The organism is Roseovarius halophilus (ex Wu et al. 2025), assembly GCF_047086965.1.
The window spans coordinates 1-18,966 of record NZ_JBKOTX010000015.1 but is presented as its reverse complement, the minus strand read 5'-3'; the positions used below and the strand labels follow the sequence as shown (position 1 = coordinate 18,966).

Annotated in this window: 13 protein-coding genes, 1 tRNA gene and 1 pseudogene; 8 read left to right on the top strand and 7 right to left on the bottom strand. The window is 66.5% G+C overall.

What is annotated here, in order from left to right; translation table 11 throughout:
• Nucleotides 1-54 precede the first annotated feature (54 nt).
• From ACH107_RS04960 to ACH107_RS04940, 5 genes are all read left to right on the top strand, one after another.
• Nucleotides 55-2,877 carry a molybdopterin oxidoreductase family protein gene (locus ACH107_RS04960; protein ID WP_412504906.1) on the top strand — a complete coding sequence of 941 codons (2,823 nt, stop codon included), beginning with the start codon at nucleotides 55-57 and terminating at the stop codon, nucleotides 2,875-2,877.
• A gap of 82 nt (nucleotides 2,878-2,959) precedes the next feature.
• The gene (locus ACH107_RS04955) at nucleotides 2,960-3,703 is read left to right on the top strand and encodes a 4Fe-4S dicluster domain-containing protein (RefSeq protein ID WP_310690801.1); all 744 of its coding nucleotides are present in this window, start codon (nucleotides 2,960-2,962) and stop codon (nucleotides 3,701-3,703) included.
• Complete coding sequence (locus ACH107_RS04950; protein WP_412504905.1) at nucleotides 3,703-4,575, top strand: dimethyl sulfoxide reductase anchor subunit family protein; 873 nt, start codon at nucleotides 3,703-3,705, stop codon at nucleotides 4,573-4,575. Before ACH107_RS04955 ends, ACH107_RS04950 begins: the two co-directional genes overlap by 1 nt.
• 34 nt (nucleotides 4,576-4,609) lie before the next feature.
• Entirely contained in the window at nucleotides 4,610-5,440 is an 831-nt protein-coding gene (locus ACH107_RS04945; protein WP_412504904.1) for an SMP-30/gluconolactonase/LRE family protein, read from the top strand.
• A gap of 11 nt (nucleotides 5,441-5,451) precedes the next feature.
• A complete protein-coding gene (locus ACH107_RS04940; protein WP_412504903.1) occupies nucleotides 5,452-6,402 on the top strand; it encodes an aldose epimerase family protein in 951 nt (316 codons plus the stop codon).
• On the opposite strand, the pseudogene ACH107_RS04935 reads toward ACH107_RS04940, so the two are convergent.
• Both ACH107_RS04935 and ACH107_RS04930 read right to left on the bottom strand, forming a co-directional pair.
• Nucleotides 6,395-9,106, bottom strand: a pseudogene (locus ACH107_RS04935) (hydantoinase B/oxoprolinase family protein); the annotation flags it as partial. The gene ACH107_RS04940 and the pseudogene ACH107_RS04935 overlap by 8 nt on opposite strands.
• On the bottom strand, nucleotides 9,010-9,279 hold the full coding sequence (locus ACH107_RS04930; protein WP_412504927.1) for a hydantoinase/oxoprolinase N-terminal domain-containing protein: 270 nt from the start codon (nucleotides 9,277-9,279) through the stop codon (nucleotides 9,010-9,012). The pseudogene ACH107_RS04935 and the gene ACH107_RS04930, both read right to left, overlap by 97 nt.
• Nucleotides 9,280-9,421: 142 nt before the next feature.
• Between ACH107_RS04930 and ACH107_RS04925 the strand changes: the two genes are divergently transcribed.
• Both ACH107_RS04925 and ACH107_RS04920 read left to right on the top strand, forming a co-directional pair.
• Nucleotides 9,422-9,498, top strand: a tRNA-Met gene (locus ACH107_RS04925).
• Between the two features lie 60 nt (nucleotides 9,499-9,558).
• Nucleotides 9,559-10,968, top strand: a complete 1,410-nt coding sequence (locus tag ACH107_RS04920) for an FAD-binding oxidoreductase (RefSeq protein ID WP_412504902.1) — start codon at nucleotides 9,559-9,561, stop codon at nucleotides 10,966-10,968.
• Nucleotides 10,969-11,011: 43 nt separating this feature from the next.
• Here the strand turns inward: ACH107_RS04920 and ACH107_RS04915 are convergent, their stop codons facing one another.
• From ACH107_RS04915 to ACH107_RS04895, 5 genes are all read right to left on the bottom strand, one after another.
• A complete protein-coding gene (locus ACH107_RS04915; protein WP_412504901.1) occupies nucleotides 11,012-13,783 on the bottom strand; it encodes an Ig-like domain-containing protein in 2,772 nt (923 codons plus the stop codon).
• Between the two features lie 143 nt (nucleotides 13,784-13,926).
• Nucleotides 13,927-14,607 carry a hypothetical protein gene (locus ACH107_RS04910; protein ID WP_412504900.1) on the bottom strand — a complete coding sequence of 227 codons (681 nt, stop codon included), beginning with the start codon at nucleotides 14,605-14,607 and terminating at the stop codon, nucleotides 13,927-13,929.
• Nucleotides 14,604-15,221: a hypothetical protein gene (locus ACH107_RS04905; RefSeq protein ID WP_310690809.1), complete on the bottom strand. Its 618-nt coding sequence runs from the start codon at nucleotides 15,219-15,221 to the stop codon at nucleotides 14,604-14,606. Before ACH107_RS04905 ends, ACH107_RS04910 begins: the two co-directional genes overlap by 4 nt.
• The gene (locus tag ACH107_RS04900; RefSeq protein ID WP_412504899.1) at nucleotides 15,218-17,266 is read right to left on the bottom strand and encodes a WG repeat-containing protein; all 2,049 of its coding nucleotides are present in this window, start codon (nucleotides 17,264-17,266) and stop codon (nucleotides 15,218-15,220) included. The genes ACH107_RS04905 and ACH107_RS04900 overlap by 4 nt, the downstream gene beginning before the upstream one ends.
• A complete protein-coding gene (locus ACH107_RS04895) occupies nucleotides 17,266-18,582 on the bottom strand; it encodes a vWA domain-containing protein (protein WP_412504898.1) in 1,317 nt (438 codons plus the stop codon). Before ACH107_RS04895 ends, ACH107_RS04900 begins: the two co-directional genes overlap by 1 nt.
• A gap of 100 nt (nucleotides 18,583-18,682) precedes the next feature.
• On the opposite strand from ACH107_RS04895, the gene ACH107_RS04890 reads away from it, so the two are divergent.
• Nucleotides 18,683-18,829 (top strand): hypothetical protein, encoded by a 147-nt coding sequence (locus tag ACH107_RS04890; protein WP_412504897.1) that lies wholly within the window; start codon nucleotides 18,683-18,685, stop codon nucleotides 18,827-18,829.
• Nucleotides 18,830-18,966 lie beyond the last annotated feature (137 nt).

Genomic DNA, 18,966 nt, shown 5'->3' with positions numbered 1-18,966 from the left:
CTCTGGTCATCGCGGCCAATTGATATACTATTGATGCAGGGAGGAACCTGACGGATGGCCAAGGATCAGCCACAGCTGGACACGTCGCCGCACGTCTCGGACGAGGTGCGCAAGACCACCTGCTACATGTGCGCCTGCCGCTGCGGGATCAACGTGCACATGAAAGAGGGCAAGGTCGCCTATATCGAGGGCAACCGCGACCATCCGGTCAACCGCGGCGTGCTCTGCGCCAAGGGCAGCGCCGGGATCATGCAGGTCAACGCGCCCTCGCGGTTGCGCGCACCGCTGAAACGGGTCGGCCCGCGCGGGTCGGGCGAGTTTGAGGAAATCAGCTGGGACGAGGCCCTGGAGATCGCCACCGGCTGGCTGAAACCCCTGCGCGAGACCGCCCCCGAAAAGCTGGCCTTCTTCACCGGGCGCGATCAGTCACAAAGCTTTACCGGGCTTTGGGCGCAGTCCTTCGGCACGCCCAATTATGCGGCCCATGGCGGGTTCTGTTCCGTCAACATGGCGGCGGCGGGCATCTACACCATGGGCGGGGCCTTCTGGGAGTTTGGTCAGCCCGATTGGGACCATACCAAGCTGTTCCTGCTGTTCGGCGTGGCCGAGGACCACGACAGCAACCCCATCAAGATGGGCATCGGCAAGATTAAGGAACGCGGCGCGCGAATGATCGGCGTCAACCCGATCCGGTCGGGCTATAACGCCGTGGCCGATGACTGGTTCGGGATCACGCCGGGCACCGACGGTCTGCTGATCATGGCGCTGATCCACGAGCTGATGAAGGCCGGCAAAGTCGATCTGGACTACCTGGCGCAGTTCACCAATGCAGCCTGCCTGATCGACAGCGACCCCAATTCCGATAGCCACGGCCTGTTGCTTAAGGACAGCGAGGGCCAGCCGCAGGTGATCGACCGCCGCACCGGGCAGGTCGCGCCGTGGAACGGAGAAGGCGTGCAGCCGGACCTGTCCGCCACCGACCGACATGCCGGCATAACCCATCGCCCCGTTTTCCATGCCATGGCCGAGCGGTTCCTCGATCCGCAATGGGCGCCCGATGCCGTTGCAGGCAAGACGGGCATCAGCGCCGACCGCATCCGCGCCCTGGCCGCCGAGCTTGCGCGCGTGGCCTTTGACGAGGCCATCGAGCTTGACCGGGCGTGGACCGATTTCCGGGGCGTCACCCATCCCAAGATGATCGGGCGGCCCGTGTCGATGCACGCGATGCGCGGCATCTCGGCCCATTCCAACGGCTTTCAGACCGCCCGCGCCCTGCATACGCTGCAAATCCTGCTGGGGTCCGTCGAAACCCCCGGCGGCATGCGCTTCAAACCGCCCTATCCCAAGCCGCACACCGCGCACCCGAAACCGCATTGCAAGGTCACGCCGGGCGCGGCACTGGACGGCCCGCACCTGGGCTATCCGCAGGGCCCCGAGGACCTGTGCCTGACAGAGACCGGCGGCCCGGCCCGCATCGACAAGGCCTTTTCCTGGGACAACCCGCTCTCGGCGCACGGGATGATGCACATGGTCATCTCCAACGCCCATGCCGGCGATCCCTACAGGATCGACACGCTGTTCCTCTACATGGCGAACATGTCGTGGAATTCCTCCATGAACACCCGTCAGACCATGCACATGCTGACGGACACCGACGAGAACGGCGACTATGTCATTCCCCGGATCATCTACTCCGATGCCTATTCCTCGGAAATGGTGGCCTATGCGGACCTCGTGCTGCCCGACACCACCTACCTGGAACGGCACGACTGCATTTCGTTGCTGGACCGGCCGATTTGCGAGGCTGACGCGGTGGCCGACGCGATCCGCTGGCCGGTGGTGGACCCTGACCGCGACGTCCGCGCCTTCCAGTCGGTTCTGTGCGATCTTGGGGCGCGGCTGAACCTGCCCGGTTTCGTCACCGAGGATGGCAGCCAGTTATACGCCGATTACGCGGACTACATGACCAACCATATCCGCCGCCCCGGAATCGGGCCGCTGGCGGGCTGGCGCGTGGGCGAGCACGGCCTCCAGCACGGGCGGGGCGCGCCGAACGCGGGGCAGATCGACAGCTATATCCGCAACGGCGGCTTCTGGATGGAGCATATTCCCGAGGGCGCGGCCTATTACAAGCCCTTCAACAGCGCCTACCAGGACTGGGCGGTTCAGATGGGGTTCTATGACAGCCCGCAACCCTATATCTTTTCGCTTTATTCCGAGCCGCTGCGGCGCCTGCAACTGGCCGCCGAGGGCACGGGCGCGCACCAGCCGCCCGAACATCTGCGCGCGCGGCTGCAAACCCACATGGACCCGCTGCCCTTCTGGTTCGAACCGCTCGGGGATGAAACCGCCGAGGGATATCCCCTTCACGCCCTGACCCAGCGGCCCATGGCGATGTATCATAGCTGGGGCTCGCAAAACGCGTGGCTGCGCCAGATTCACGGGGTGAATCCGCTCTACGTGCCGACGAAAATCTGGAAGGCGCAGGGCTTTGCCGAGGGCGACTGGGCCGTCGTCATCTCGCCCGCCGGGTCCATCACCGTGCCGGTGGCCCATATGGCCGCGCTGAACGAGAACACCGTCTGGACATGGAACGCCATCGGCAAGCGCAAGGGCGCCTGGGCGCTGGACGCCGACGCGCCCGAGGCGACCAAGGGCTACCTGCTCAACCACCTGATCCACGAATTGCTGCCCGAGAAGGGCGACGGGATGCGTTGGTCCAACTCCGACCCGGTGACGGGCCAGGCGGCGTGGTTCGACCTGCGTGTGAAAATCGCCAAGTCCCCGGCCCCACAAGAGGCGCAGCCCGCATTCGGCTCAGTCGGATCACCGGTGCCGGACGCAACGGAAACTCTCGCGTGGAAGGTGGGAAAATGACTGTGTTTCTTCTGGCCAAAAATATCCCGGGGTCTGGGGCAGAGCCCCAGTCCATCGGTCACAAGCTTTAAAAGGAGCGATCATGACCGCCCTGCCCGAAACGACCGACCGAAAGCTCGGCCTTGTCATCGACCTGGACACCTGCGTGGGCTGCCATGCCTGCGTGATTTCCTGCAAGGGCTGGAACACCGAGAACTACGGCGCGCCCCTGGCCGATACCGACCCATATGGCGCCGATCCCTCGGGCACCTATCTCAACCGTGTCCACAGCTACGAGATCCAGCCCAACGACGGCCCCGCCCAGCTGGTGCATTTTCCCAAGTCCTGCCTGCACTGCGAGGACGCGCCCTGCGTGACCGTCTGCCCGACCGGGGCCAGCTACAAGCGCAGCGAGGACGGAATCGTGCTGGTCAACGAACAGGACTGCATCGGCTGCGGTCTCTGCGCCTGGGCCTGTCCCTATGGCGCGCGGGAAATGGACCCGGCGGCGGGGGTGATGAAGAAATGCACCCTCTGCGTCGATCGCATCTACAACGAGAACCTGCCCGAGGAAGACCGCGAACCCGCCTGCGTGCGCACCTGCCCGGCCGGGGCGCGGCATTTCGGCGATTTCGCCGATCCCGACAGTCACGTCAGCAAACTGACGGCCGATCGCGGCGGCATGGACCTGATGCCGGAACAGGGCACCAAGCCGGTCAACCAGTACCTGCCGCCGCGCGCGCGTGACGCGCAGATGCAGCCCCCGGCGCTGAAACCCGTGGCCGAGGATGCCAAGGGGTTCGTCGGCTGGCTGGACAAGGCGCTGTCCCGGGTCGGGGGCGGCTGATGCATCCCGCGCCGTCGGTCATCCTGTTCACCTCGCTCTCGGGCCTCGGGTTCGGGCTGCTGGTCTGGCTCGGGCTGGGCGTTCTGGCGCCCACGGGTTGGGTCGCTTTCGTCTTTTTCACCATCGCCTATCTGCTGGCCGTGGGCGGGCTCATGGCTTCGACGTTTCACCTCGGCCACCCGGAACGGGCGCTCAAGGCCTTTACGCAATGGCGCACCAGCTGGCTGAGCCGCGAGGCCTGGGCCTCGGTCACGGCGCTTGTTTTGATGGCGCTCTATGGTGCCGGGCTGGTGTTCTTCGCCAGCCGCTGGGCGGTGCTGGGCTATCTCGGCGCCGCGCTGAGCCTGCTCACTGTGATCACCACCTCGATGATCTACGCGCAGATGCGCACGGTGCCACGCTGGAACAACCCGACGACACCGGCCATGTTCCTGTCCTACAGTCTGGCGGGCGGGGCCCTGTTGGCAGGCGAGGTCACCATCGCGATCTGGCTTCTGACCATCGCCGTCGTGGCGCAGGTGGCGCATTGGGTGGTGGGCGACAGGGCGCTTGCCGGGTCGGGCACGACGATAGCCAGCGCCACAGGGCTGGGCGACCGGGGCGCGGTGCGCAGCTTCGAGCCGCCCCATACAGGCACCAACTACCTGATGGACGAATTCATCCATGTCGTGGGCCGCAAGCATCGCGTGACCCTGCGCGCAATCGCGCTGATCTCGGGGCTCCTGATGCCATCGCTGATCCTGCTGGCGGGCGTCGGGCATCTGCTGGCGGCGGTCTCGGTGCTGCTGCACCTCGTGGGGGTTTTCGCCTCGCGCTGGCTCTTCTTCGCAGAGGCCGAACACGTGGTTGGCCTCTACTACGGAAAGCGTTAACGCTAGCGCCAACAGTCCTGCGCCCGGAGACCGGATGATATACGACGCCACCCCATGCACGCTTGGTGAAGGCCCGCTGTGGCACCCCGAGCGGCAAGAGCTGTTCTGGTTCGACATCATTGGCAAGCGCCTGCACCGCAAGGGCTGGCAGTGGCAATTCGACAACTTCACCTCGGCCGCGGGCTGGGTGGACGCGCGAACGCTGCTGATCGCCGATGCCAAGGGGCTGTTCCGCTTCGATCTGGAAAGCGGCACGCGCGAGGCGGTGGCGGCCCTGGAGGCCGACAGACCCGCGACGCGCTCCAACGACGGACGCGCCGACCCCTACGGCGGGTTCTGGATCGGCACGATGGGGATCAAGGCCGACCCCGGTGCAGGGGCGATCTACCGATACTACCGGGGCGAGCTGCGCCAGCTTTTCGCCGGGATCACCATTCCGAACGCGATCTGCTTCAGCCCCGATGGCACCCAAGCCTTCTTCACCGACACGCCGACACGCCGGATCATGCGCCAGCCTCTGTCGGACCTGGACGGCTGGCCCCAGGGCGATGCGGTGCCCTGGCTGGACCTAGGCGCGGAAGGTCTGAACCCGGACGGCGCGGTGATAGACGCCCAGGGCAATTTCTGGAACGCCCAGTGGGGCGCCGGGCGCGTGGCCTGTTACGCGCCGGACGGCACCTTCCTAATGGCAGTGGATTTCCCCGCTATACAGACGAGCTGCCCGGCCTTCGGGGGCACGGACCTGCGGACATTGTTCTGCACCTCCGCCGCCGAGGGACTGTCCGACGACAACCCGGACCAAGGCAAGACATGCGCCACACAGGTCGATGCCACGGGCCAAAAAGAACACCAGGTCATTCTCTGAGGGAGGGCGCGATGCGCGAGTTCGGAATCACAAGGGCGGGCGAGACGGTCCAGGCTGTTGATCTGAGGGCCCAGGGGGTCTCGGCCACAGTGCTGACCCGGGGTGGCATCCTGCAAGACCTGCGGCTGGATGGCCTTGATCATAGCCTTGTCCTGGGGCGCAACAGCCTTGCGGACTACGAAGGCGCCCAGGCCTATTTCGGCGCGCTGGTGGGTCCCGTGGCCAACCGGCTGCGCGATGCGACGGCGCGGATCGGTGTACGGGACCATCATTTCGAGAAGAACGAGAACGGCAAGACGCTGCTGCACGGCGGCGCAACCGGACTCCATGCCAAGATATGGCATGTTGATGAAGCGTCGGAAAATGTGGTCACTCTATCCGTCATTTTGCCTGACGGCGAGGGCGGCATGCCGGGCAACCGCCACATCCGGGCGCGCTACGAGATCACCGCGCCGGGCACGCTGCGCCTGACGGTGACGTCCCAAACGGATGCCGAGACGCTGATCAACGTGGCGCATCACGGTTACTGGAACATGGACGGCAGCGACAGCGTGGCCGGGCATCACCTGCGCATCGCCGCCGATCATTACCTGCCCGTGGACGGTGACACCCTGCCCACCGGGGTGATCCGGCCCGTGGCGGGCATCGACTTCGACTTTCGCGCCGGCAAGCCTGTCACGCCGGGTGCGCCCGATCTGGATCACAACTTCTGCCTGTCCCGCGCGCGGACCGAGCTGCGCGATGTCCTCTGGCTGACAGGGAAATCCGGCCTGCAGATGACCCTGGCCACGACCGAACCGGGCCTGCAGGTCTTTGACCACCGCGACATGGACCCGCGTTATCACGGGCTGGCGATCGAGGCGCAGGGCTGGCCCGATGCGCCCAATTGCCCGGGCTTTCCGGACATCACCCTGCGGCCGGGCGACCCCACGACCCAGATCACCGAGTGGCGCTTCAGCTGACGCCCCAACCGCCGCCGCCCGGGGTTTCCATGGCGAAGGCCGATCTCGTCATCGCCTTCAAGGTCCACGCGGCTGCCATCGGGCAATTCCGCCCTGTTGCGCCCGGTCCGGCCCGGATCGCCGCCTCGCGCCCCGAAGGGCGGGATGCGGCGATGAGAGCAGAGCGTCGTGACAGTCACATCCGTCAGGAATCGCATCCGGCGCAGCACACCATGGCCCCCACGGTACTGCCCCGCCCCGCCTGACGCGGGCCGGATCGCGAAATCCTCCTGCCGCACCGGAAAGCGTTTTTCCAGCACCTCCGGGTCGGTCATCCGGGTGTTGGTCATATGGCTCTGCACAGCGTCGCAGCTCTCAAAGCCCGGCCCCGCCCCGGTGCCACCCGCAATGGTCTCGTAGTTCTGGAAGTCGTCGTTGCCCCAGACGAAATTGTTCCTGGTCGCCAGGCTGTCCGCGATCATGCCCAGCGCGCCGTAAAGCGCGTTGCAGGCCGCCTGCGACACCTCAGTGTTGCCCGCGATCAACGCCGCCGGGTAACGCGGGTTCAGCATGCAGCCCTCGGGCGCGATGATGTTCAGCGGCTTCAAGCAGCCCTCGTTGAGCGGAATGTCCGACCCGACGAGCGTTCGAAACACATATAGCACCACCGCCCGGCAGACCGCGAAGGGCGCATTGTAGTTGCCCGCATGCTGCGCGCTGGTGCCGGTGAAATCCACCTTGGCCGCACGCGCCACGTGATCCACCGAGACGGCCACCTCGATCTGCTGGCCATTGTCCATCGGGTAGCTGAAGCGCCCGTCGCACAGACGGTCGATGACACGGCGGACACTTTCCTCGGCGTTGCTCTGGACGTGGCCCATGTAGGCGGTCACCATCTCGGCGCCCTGTTCGGCGCAGACCCGCAGCAATTCGCGGCGCCCGGTCGCATTGGCAGCCACCTGCGCCTTGAGGTCGGCGATGTTCTGGTCCGGGTTGCGGCAGGGATAACGGCCCAAGGCCAGAACACGGCGCGCGTCGTCTTCCAGGAACTGGCCCCGGCTGACCAGTTTGACATTGTCGATCAGCACGCCCTCTTCGTCGATACGGGTGCTGTCGGGCGGGGCCGAACCGGGGGTGCGCCCACCGATATCGGCATGGTGACTCCGGCTGCCCAGCCAGAAGGCCGGTTGCCCTGCGACAAAGACCGGCGTGACCACCGTGACATCAGGCAGATGCGTGCCGCCGCGATAGGGCGAATTGAGCATGAAGGAATCCCCATCGGCCAGATCCGGGTTCAACCGCATCACTGTCTTGATGCTGTCGGACATGGAGCCGAGGTGAACAGGCACATGCGGGGCGTTGGCCACGAGATCGCCCGCCGCATAGAAGATCGCACAGGAGAAATCGTAGCGTTCCTTGATATTGACCGACCATGACGTATTGGCCAGCGTCGCGCCCATCTGATCGGCTACATTCATGAAGAGGTTCGACATGATCTCCAGCACCACAGGGTCGGCCTCGGTTCCCGCGGCCAGCGCCCGGTCAGCGGCGGCGTCACGGGTCATGATCAGGTTTCCCAGCCTGTCGACGGCTGCCGACCACCCGGTTCCACCATGTTGGTGCCGGTCGGCTCCAGTATGATCGCGGGGCCTCGCACGACCTGCCCTTCGGCAAGCTCCGCGCGCTGGTATATCGGGGCCTCCCGTCGGGTGCCGCCGGTTCGGACCGTTCCGATGGCGATCGGCCGGGCGGGGCCGTCCGCGGCGGCCCCGATGCACTCGGGCATCTCGCCGGCACCGCCGATGGCCTCGGCACTGAGCATCTCGAAGAGGATCTCCCGCTCCGGGCTGATGAAACCAAAGCGGGCCGCATGCGCCGCCTCGAAATCGGCCTGCATGCTCTCGGGCGACCCGAAGTCCACCGGCAGCGGTTGGTGCGATCCGTCATAGCGCAGGTGTGCCTGCGCCCGGGTCTCGATGCCGTCCTGACTACCCTGCGCCTGCAAGGCGTCGCGGGCCTGCGCGGTCTGCGCGTCGATGCGCCGCGCCGCGCCCGCATGCTCGGCCAGTGGGGCGTCATGTCGCTCCTCGACCATCTCGCGCAACTCGGCCAGCCCCATGCCGAAGGCCGAAAGCACCCCGGCGAAAGGATGGATCAGCACCCGCCCCATGCCCAGCGCATCAGCGACAAGGCAGGCATGCTGTCCGCCGGCCCCGCCGAAGCATTGCAGGGTGTAGCCGGTCACATCATGGCCGCGCTGGACGCTGATCTTCTTGATGGCGTTGGCCATGTTGTCGACGGCGATGCGCAGAAACCCCTCGGCCAGCGCCTCGGGGGTGCGGGAAGCTTCGCCCGTCGCCTGCGCGACATCGTCGGCCAGCCGCAGGAACTGCTGTCGTACCGCCTCGATATCAAGTGGCTGATCGCCCTGCGGTCCGAAGACATGCGGGAAATGCGCCGGGTCCAGCTTGCCCAGCATGACGTTGCAATCGGTCACGGTGAGCGGCCCGCCGCGCCGATAACAGGCCGGGCCGGGATCGGCCCCGGCGCTGTCGGGCCCAACCTGAAAGCGGCCATCACGGTAGGTGCCGATCGACCCGCCCCCGGCAGCCACGGTGTGAATGTCCATCATGGGCGCGCGCATCCGCACGCCCGCGACCTCGGTTTCGAAGCTGCGCTCGAAACCGTCGTCCCCATCTTGACCGACCGGATCGTTCTGGGTGCCGGGGCGGATGTGCCCATCAATTCGCGGATGCCGTCGACGGCGGCATCGCGGTAGCGCTCGGGGGTCTCGGACGGCAGCTTGTGCGAGACCAGCCCGCCATCGGGCCTGCGGGCCACGATATCGGTAAACGTCCCGCCACGGTCGATCCAGAATTCCCAGGCGCCGTCTGCCATCGCGCATCCCCTGTCCGTGCCGCGCCAGCATCGTCAAGAACGCGCACCGGAACAAGGAGGCCGACAGGCGGCAAACCGCGCTATGTGCCCGAAGAATCGATTTGACAGCCCCGGACCCCGCGCGTATGCGAACGCGCGTGATGGCGTGGTAGCTCAGCCGGTTAGAGCACAGCACTCATAATGCTGGGGTCGGCGGTTCAAGTCCGCCCCACGCTACCATCACTTTTCCTTTCCACATCGGCCTCTTTGCGGCACTCTCGGCATCAATGGGGGGATCAGATGACATCGTTGCGCGCGTTCACGGATATCATCGGGCCGGACTACGCCCTGACCGGTCACGCGACCGCCCCTTGGGCGCAGGACTGGACCGGTGCCTATACCGGCGCGCCCGGTGTGGTCCTGCGGCCGGCGGATACCGCGCAGGTCGCGGCCGTGATGCGAAAGGCCTCGGAACTGCGGCTCTCGGTCACGCCGGTTTCGGGCAACACCGGGCTGGTGGGTGGGGCACATGCCCCCGGCGGCGTGCTGCTGTCCCTGGACCGGTTGAACGAGATCCATGAGATCAACCCGCGCGCCCGCACCGCCCGGGTCGAGGCCGGGGTGATCCTGTCCAGCCTGCACGCGGCCGCCGAGGCGCAGGGCCTGATCTTTCCGCTGACCTTCGGCGCGCGGGGATCGGCCATGATCGGCGGGGTTCTGTCGACCAACGCGGGCGGCTCCAACGTGCTGCGCTACGGCAATGCCCGCGACCTGTGCCTCGGGCTCGAGACGGTTCTGGCAGATGGCCGCGTGGTCGATCTGATGAGCGCGGTGCACAAGAACAATTCCGGGCTCGACCTGCGCAACCTGCTGATCGGGGCCGAAGGCCAGTTGGGTGTCATCACGGCCGCCGTGCTCAAGCTTTTCCCCAAGCCCCGCGCCCATGCGACGGCCATGGTCGCCGTGCCCGGGCTGGCGGATGCGCTGGACCTGCTGAACAGGCTCAACGATGCCTCGGGCGGCGCCGTGGAGGCCTTTGAGTACATGCCGCGCGCCTACATCGAAGCGCACCTGGGCCATGTCGCAGGCGCCCGGCCACCGTTCGAGGCGATGCACGACGTCAACATCCTGGTCGAGTTGGGCGCGACCTCCGAGCACGACGCCACCCCAGGCCCGGATGGCAAGGCCCCGATCACCGCCCTGCTGGAGCAGGAACTGGAGCGGATGCTGGAGGCCGGGCACCTTCTGGATGCAACCGTCGCCCAGTCCGAGGCCCAGCGCGCCGAAATCTGGGCGCGCCGAGAGGCCGCGGCCGAGCTCACCTTTTCGCGCAGGCCCGTCATCGACACGGACGTGGCCGTGCCGCTCGACCTCGTTCCGCGGTTCCTGGAAATGGCCGATGCCCGCGTGACGGAGCAAGACCCCGGCGCCACCCCCTTTTACATCGCCCACCTGGGCGACGGGAACATTCACTACTGTGTCTACCCGAGTAACGACTCGCCCACCCTGAAGGACGCACTCGTGACATGCGTCGAGGACGTGGCGACCGAGCTTGGCGGGTCCGTCTCGGCGGAACACGGGGTGGGCCAGTCCAAACTGGCCACCATGGGCCGCCGAAAGGATCCGAACGCGCTGGTCATGATGCGGCGCATCAAGCAGGCGCTGGATCCTCAGGGCATCCTGAACCCGGGCAAGACGATCCCGGACTAGCGGGTGACGCGCAAAGGCGGCTGCCGTTTTGACACGGCCCGCGTCAGGGTGTCCCGGGCAGCGGCACCTGGAAGGCGCCCGGGCGAAGCGTTTCGAGCAGTTTCGCGTAGTGGTCCTGCGTGATGAACAGGCGCGGCTTTGCCCTCGCGCAGGGGAACATGAGCGGCAAGAGCTCGCCTTTCATTTCGGCGTTTCCATCCTCGGAGGATTTGACGGCACCACTGTCACCGTCTGGCGCGATGCGCATACCCTCGATACCGTTCATGCGCGTGCCTTCGAGCGCGTCGCACATACGGCGACGTTCGGCGGCGGTCGTGACTGCGGGGCGATGTTCCAGCCCGAAGAGATGTCCGACCTCATGGGTTATGACCCCGAGGGAGGGAATCCCGGGCTTGCCGCTGCGGGGGCCGGTCAGGCTCATGCCGATCACCGGCCTCGTGAAGGTGATCGGCTGATCCGCTTCGAGCCACATGAAGCGCGGCCCGATGTCCCAGTTCGCCACGCCGAGCAATTGCAGCCAGTCGTAGGGCATGAACACGATGACGGCGTCGTAATCGCCATAGGCACCGGCGGCGTCCAGCGAGTCGTGCACGTGGCTCAGGATCGTGCGCCGGATGTCGTTGCGCTTGTACAGCGCGTCGGCAAGGCCAAGGTTTGCGAAAGACTTCTTCGTTTCCCGTAGAAGGGGCATGGTATCGCCGGTATAGGCATCTAGCTGATCCAGCCAGTCTTCGGGCACGTCGTCGTCGATCGTACTTGCAACAGACTCGGCCAGGGCGATTTCGCGTATGGCGGCTGCAAGGTCTTCGGCGAAGTCGGGCGAAAAGCGGACAGGCGGGCCCGATTCGATCCGCGCTTCGCCGACCGGGAACAATTGTTCAATGAACGACTCGGCCGATTGCGCGGCCTGCGCGCCCTCTTGGCGCCGTCCCGGCGGCACGCCGTCGGCCCAGGGGCCGACCTCGGCGAAGACATACCCGAGCGACAGATCGCGATCGAGGGGATCCCATTCCAACGGCTCCACCCCGGAAAAGACCCTGGGTGCCTCCTCGCACTCACGGACCGGTTCGATCTCTGCACGCAGGGCCGCGATCTCTTCGAAGTCAGGGACCCAGCCGAACAGCGTCACGCTGCTCTCGCCCTTGCGGCGTTCCGCTTCGGTGAACATGTCCGGGCGTCGAAGGCGCACCTCGCGGCGCTCGGGCACGAGCAGCGGCGCCTGCGGGTCGAAGGCCGGGCGGGCGCGAACATGGGCCTCGAACGCGGTCACCTGCCAGCCCGGCGCGATCTGCGGATCGGCCCGCCACTTGGGGTAGATGCGAATGGCGGCGGGTTTGTCACGCACGAGCGGCGCGTTTGTCGCCACTTGTATCGTGTCGCTTTCAACGCCTTCGTGCCAGTCGAGGTGCCGTGTGAGCCCCGCCTTCATGAATTCGTTGTCGTCGAGATCGACCATGGTGTCGAAGCCCCAGACCTGATCGACGGCCAGCTGTTCGCCTGCTGCGCCACGAATCCCACCGGGCCCGGCCCGAACCGTGACGCGATAACGAACCCCGTCGCGCAGCGGCTCTTGCGGAGTCACGGCCAAGGTTTCCGCGTTCGCAAGGCGGGTCCGGACATGGACCGGTGCCATGACGGCGCCCCCCTGGCCATCGGCCAGGCCAGTCTCCAGGTGCACCACCGCGGGCGTGACAGAGGCCGGATCGAGCGGGCGGTCGAACCTCAGCCGGATCCCTGGATCCTCCCAGGGCAGGTTCTTCTCGTCGCGGGCAGGACGGTGGGAAACAAGCCGCAGCGCGTCAGCCAGGGCCGTACCGCCCGAGGGGGCTTGTGCGGTTTCAAGGGTGGAAATGGCATAGCCCATGTTGCGCATGTTGGGCGCGGCAAAGCGGCCGCTCACCTCGAGCGGCTTGTCGCCCGCCTCGCGGTCGATATCGACGCGCCCGGGACCCTGCCCATTCCAGGTGCGGTGCTCCCGCTCCACCATCGCGGTGCCGGAAAGCGCGAAACGCCCGATGACTTTCGTGTCGGTGATGCGTTCGATATGCACCATCCCCGTGAGTTGGCCGGTGGGGATGCGCGTGCGCGTGCCGGCTTGGCCCACCCCATCCATGTCGCAATCGTATTCCGTGACATCGCGGCCCACGCCCGCCTCGCGCGGCAAGACGTCGAGCTGATCCATCATCTTGAGGTAACCCGTACGGGCCATGTGGCACATGCGCTTCTGGAAGTCCTGTTCACGCCGTTGCCTTTCCGTCTTCGGCGGCAGGAACGGGCGCGGGCGGATCTCGCCCGTCCAGGCGGAGTAGAGCGTCATGGGATCGCCGTCCCCGCCGCCACCCACCGCGCAGGCATGATAGCTTCCGCCTGCGCGCAGGTCGCCGGGTCCGGCATCGGTGAGCGCGATGGTCAATTGCGCGCCGCTGTTGCGCGGCCAGCCGCCGATCCCGCTGTGTTTGTAGCTCAGCGGCTTGCCCAGACTGCTGCCCTCGAACGACGTTATATTCGGGCTGAACATGTCGAAGACCGCACGCCGCACGCCCCCGCTGGCCGTGGGAGCGTCGAGGGTTTCACCCGACATCTGTTCGATGAAATCGATTGTCCCCTCGTCCAGCCCCGGCACCCCATCTGTGCCGCCGACGCGCTTTGCCGCGAGGTGACGCGAACAGGCCGCGCCGCCGGCGTTCACACCCCCCGAGATGGAGAGACTGGCCTGGCCCGGCAGCAGGTCGGAATTGGCCCCGCCGGCAAGGGCGCGCGGGTTCAGATTGCCCAGGCCTTCGATGGTATGCGCCGGGTTGGCCGTTGCAAGCATGCCGCCGACCGAACACAAGGCAACAGGCGCAGGCTCATCAAGGCGACATTTTCCGCTGGCCTGCAGGGGCAGGATGGCAAGGCACACCGCCGACGCGACGGCACAAATGCGGCCCAGTGCGCCCGCACCCCTGCGATCATACTTCATTGTTGGCCCATACCCATCATACCGCCAAGGTCCGACGGTTCGGCAGGCAATTCGAAATCACCAGCGGGGCCTGCGGCACCGGTCACTTCGGTGACAAGATATCGGTCGCCGAAGGACAAGGCCGCGAGGCCGCGCGCGTCGAGTTCGACCAATAGCGGGTTGGGCGGCTCGCCGCTCACGGCCTCTATCAGGCGCATCTTGTGGGATTGATTTTCCAATAGCCGGGCGTCGTCGGTCAGCACGGCGGTATCCGTCTGCACCTGCCCGGTGTTGTCGATCCACTCGACGTCGTGGACCTCCCCCTCGATTCCCGCGATCTCGCGGGTTTGGCCGACCGCTCGCATCTCCTCTATGGTTTCGGGAAACACGACCCCCGCCTGCGGCTGAGGCGGGGCTTGTCCCGTGCCCGCGCCGGGCACGTCCTGCAATTGGCCAAGGTCCATGACGGTGTTTCTCCCGCCCATGGCGATGATGGAATAGACCGTGCCATCCCGCATCAGCATATAGGCATCCATCCCCTCGATGTCGGCCCGCAGGGCGTTGCCCGTCCATCGTTCCGTCATCTTCATGCGGCCGGCGTCTCCGGCCTGGGCGGTATAGCTGAGGCGGCCTTCAGCATGGCCGGTCGCGGCGGTGACAAAGGCAACGATCAGGGCGGCGGTCAGGGGACGGATCATGGGCGATCTCCTGTCTGTGCGTTTTCACGAGGACTGACGCGGCGCGGCACCGGCGTCTCGACGCCGACATAGCCGAAGCCTCGCGCCCGCGCGTTTCCGCAAACGAAACCGCGCGCATACCTGTCGGCCACCGCGCGGGCCAGCGCATTGGCGTCGGGCGTGGCCGTGGCGTCGATATAGCCCACCATGCAGCTTTCCTCCGAGGGCGCGTTGGCCACGGTGCTGATGATCAGGAACGCGCGGTCATCGTTACTGGGCCCGACGAACCACCGGTGAATCGTGGCAAAGGGCTGCATTTCGCCGTTCAGCGGCTGGCGCCGCCATTCGATGGTGTCGTGCACCGTGCTGAAGGACGCGAAACTTTCCCACGGGCCGAACTCGGGCGTGCTGGCGTAATCCATCGAGATGCGCACATCCCCGTCGGTCAGCATCACATGCATCCCGTCCGGGCCCGGGCAAATCATTTGAAACCCCATGCCCGCCTCTTCGGGCGGCACGTCCTGATCGAGGGTCTGGCAATCCTCGGCCCAGTCATAGCTTGTGTAAACGCTGTCCAGCGACTGGGCCTGGACAGCAACGGGAAACGCCAGAGCGAGCACGACCAGCCGAATCATTGTCCGCCCTCCACGGGAATTTCGGCGAAGCGAACGGTCATGCGTCCCGCGCCGTCGATCTGATCCACACCGGCGATGGCAGCGGTAATCTCGCCTGACAGGCGCCCGTCGTCCCGCACCACGCGTCCCTCTCCGGTGACGGGAAAGCCGGCGAAACGCAGGGTGGCCGGCGTGTCAGGGCCAGCAGCGAGGGGGCCGGCGTGATCGGCCGGAAGCTCCAGTTCGATGTTCGGACCGAATTCACCCAGACTGAGCGTCAGCCTCTCGCCCTCCACGGTGGCGCTGACCGGGGACAGGAAATTGACCAGCGGATCGTCGGGCATTTCCTCCTGCAGCGCGGCCACGGCGCCCGTCGCCTCCACCACCACCACCTCGGGACCGCGCGTGTAGGGAATGGCGTTGAAGTGAGCGGTGATTTGCGCCGTGTCCTCGGGTTCATCCGACGACACCATCGTCGCCGTGAATGTTCCGCTCAGCACCTCGCCGCGCGCCGAGAGGGTCAATTCCCCGTCGCCGGTCGAGTAGAAGCTGGGGACCCGCGGACTGTCCGGTCCGGGCTGGATCAGGCTGTTCCACTGGAGCGCGGTGACACTGCCGTCCTCGGGAAATTCCGCGACAGGGTGCGTGCCGACGCCCGTGCCAGCAGGCAGGTTGATCGACAGGGTGAAACGGATCGGCATGTCCCGCCACCGTCCGCTGCCGGAAAGCGATAGCGACCATGGCCCCCCGGCATTGGTGGCACCGCTCCCGTCCATCTCGAATTCCGACCTATTGCAGGGGGAATCGGCGCGGAGCGGGCCCAACGTGCCCGTGATCTCGCCCGACATCGACAGGCTGTAGGCCCCCGCGGCGAGGCCGCCGTCGTCAGCCCGAACGCGGAGCGGGACAGCGCCCGGGTCCCGCCGACAGCCGCCAGAGTCGATCTGCACTTTGCCAGCCCGGTCGAGCCAGACCAGCTTGTCGCGCTCTTGCGGCAGCGCCCAGAGCATCTTGTCCGGCCCGCTGCGCGAATCACCAGGGCCTTCATGGACCACCTCGACGGGATTGCCGCAGATATTGCTGCCGTCTCCGACAACCAGCGGAAGCAACCCGTCGTAAAACCGGGGCATGCGGGACGAACAGGGTGAAATCCGCCTGTTCCACGACGGGTCGACGGCCACCTTGCCGGTGGTGTCGATCCAGACAGGGCCGGGCTTGACCGCCGCGCGGCCATCGTGAAACGGGCGGGCGGCGCGGAAGTCGCGCTGCGATCCCTCACCGGCGGTGAGGCCGCGCAAAGCCCAGTCGCTGTCGTCCATGAAGCCGACGTCGTCGCCCAGCCGCACCGGAGCGAGATCGTCGCCATACCGCCCTGCCGACTCCAGGACGAACTTGCGCGGGAAGACCAGCTCGCCAGACCTGTCGATATAACCCCAGAAGCCATCATTGATCGCGGCTGGGGCGCGCCCATCGACAAAATCGCCGCCGTGGGCATACTCCGGGGCGATAACCATGTCGCCGGTTGTGTCGATCCACCCCACCTTCGGGCCCCCTTCCGTCGCGACACGAACCCAGGCCAACCCCTCGGAAAAGCTGCCGAGATCCAGAACCTCCTCGTCCGACAGCGCCGGCGGTGTCCACGCGTCGCCGGCCGCGCTGACATAGTGCGGCTTACCATCGGCCGGCGTCGCGGCGCTGCAGCCTTGTGACATCGGCTTGTAGGGCGAGAGCGCGTGGTCCTGCCCCGCGATCACGACGCGATCCGCATCCTGCGCGCCCGGCTCAACGATATAATCGCCGCTCCGGTCGATCAGGCCCCAACCCGCGCCGGTTTCGACCGCCGCGGCACCTTCCGAAAAGGGCCGGACCTGCCGCCACTCGGGGGCAAGCCGCCATTCGCCGTCACGCCCGACGAAACCCCATTCGGCCCCCTCCGGCAACGGGTAAAGCCCTGCCGCGTCCGCATCGCCGGACGACCCGCAGGGCTGCGCCGCCGCGCCGAGGCCTGTGGCGACGAAGACGGCGCAGGCGCAGGCGAAAACCCTGGAAAAACGCGCGACCGGCATCATTGCACCTCTACGATCTCGATGCGGTCAAACTCGGCGACGGTCTGTTCCGACCCCAGCGTTCCGGCGAAAAGCGCCGGGTCGCCGGTGGGGCGCAGGATCTGGATCGGCTGGGTCTCGATGACCTCGGGGCCACCGTCCTGCATGGTCCAGCCGTTCATCGTCAGCCGGCCGACGTAGTCGCGCCCGCGTTTTGAGATTGTCAGACGGGCTCCCTTTTCCTCGAAATCCTGCAGGATCTGCGCCAAGTCGTAATCGCGCGGACAGCACGCATCGTTCGCTATCTCGACCTCGGCGCGGCTCTCGGTGCCGCCGGACACGGCCCGCAGCCGCAGCCACAGGTCGTCGGTGGAGTTCCCCTGCCGGTAGACGTAGGCCGAGAGCGTGTTGTCCACATCCGCGTGGCGGCCCACCTGGACAATGGCGCGGCGACCGCCAAGCGACTGGACCTCGCCCATGCGGGCGGTGAAATCGGCGCTCAGATCCCAGTCGCCCTCCGGAAACTCTGCCCCCGTCCAGCGAAAGACATTCGGCTGATCTTCGGCATCGCCCATGTAGCCGGGCGCGACGGTCATCGTGACCAAAGCACCATCGTCGAGGACAAAGCCGGACGGGTCGGGATGGTCGACCGTCCAGTCCGGGCCGAGGTCTGCGCGCTCGAAGTCATCGACAAAAAGTGGCCCTGCCGGTTCCGGTTCGGGCTCGGGCGCGCTGACCTGCTCAAGCGCACCGCTCAAAGACGCCGCGTCAGAGGCCGACATGTACCGCCCGCCTGTCGCCTCGGCAAGGCAGGCAAGCTGGCCGTCCGCGTCATCGACGTCAAACCCGATGACATGCGCGGTAAAGCCCGCATCGGACCTGGCCAGGTCCTCCCCGAGGGCACAAAGGTCGGCCCCGCAATTCTCCAGCCCGTCCGTCACGACAACGGCCGACCCGTTGGACCCGACTGCCCCGGCCGCAGTGCGCACCGACGCGCCCACGGGGGTTTTGCCGCGCGGCGTCACCCCGTCAAGCGCGGCCTCCAAGGACTCGCGGTCAAGCGGACCGAGGCTCAGCAGCGTCTCGATATCCTCGCAATCGCCCTCGCGCCGGTGCCCGTAGGCCATCAGGCCGAACCCGCGGTCATCGGGCCAATCCGCGAGCATCCGCCCGATCGCGCCACGGGCAATCTCGATCTTGGCAGTCCCCTCGATCTGCCCCCACATACTGCCGGACCCGTCAAGGACGATCATCGTCCTACCGTCGTCCTGTGCCACGGCGCCGCCCGCGAGGGCGGCACACCCGATCAATCCCGATATCAAACGATGTGCGAACACGCGCGCCTCCTTCGTGTCTGTCGACAAGTAGCCTGTCAGGGTGCGGTCCCCGGGGCATGGTGCATTTGCCCTATATCTGCAGCATGTTTAGACTTTCATCATGCGAGTGGACGTTGAACGCGCCAGAACGCTCGCCGGTCTGCAACGACGGATTCTGACACTCGACGCGGACCCGGGGGTGATCGCGGATATTCTCGGCGACGTCGCGACGCTGGTTGCGGCGGACTGTACCGGGGCACGGTTCTGAGACAGCGCGTTGCGCTGGTTAGGCCGCCATTTTAACCCCCGTGACGGCTTCGGGTTCAAGGGCTTTTTGCTCGGCCCTGATCTGATCGGGTGTTTTGTACCCGTGACGCTGCCGTAGCCATGAGGCATTGTATTCGG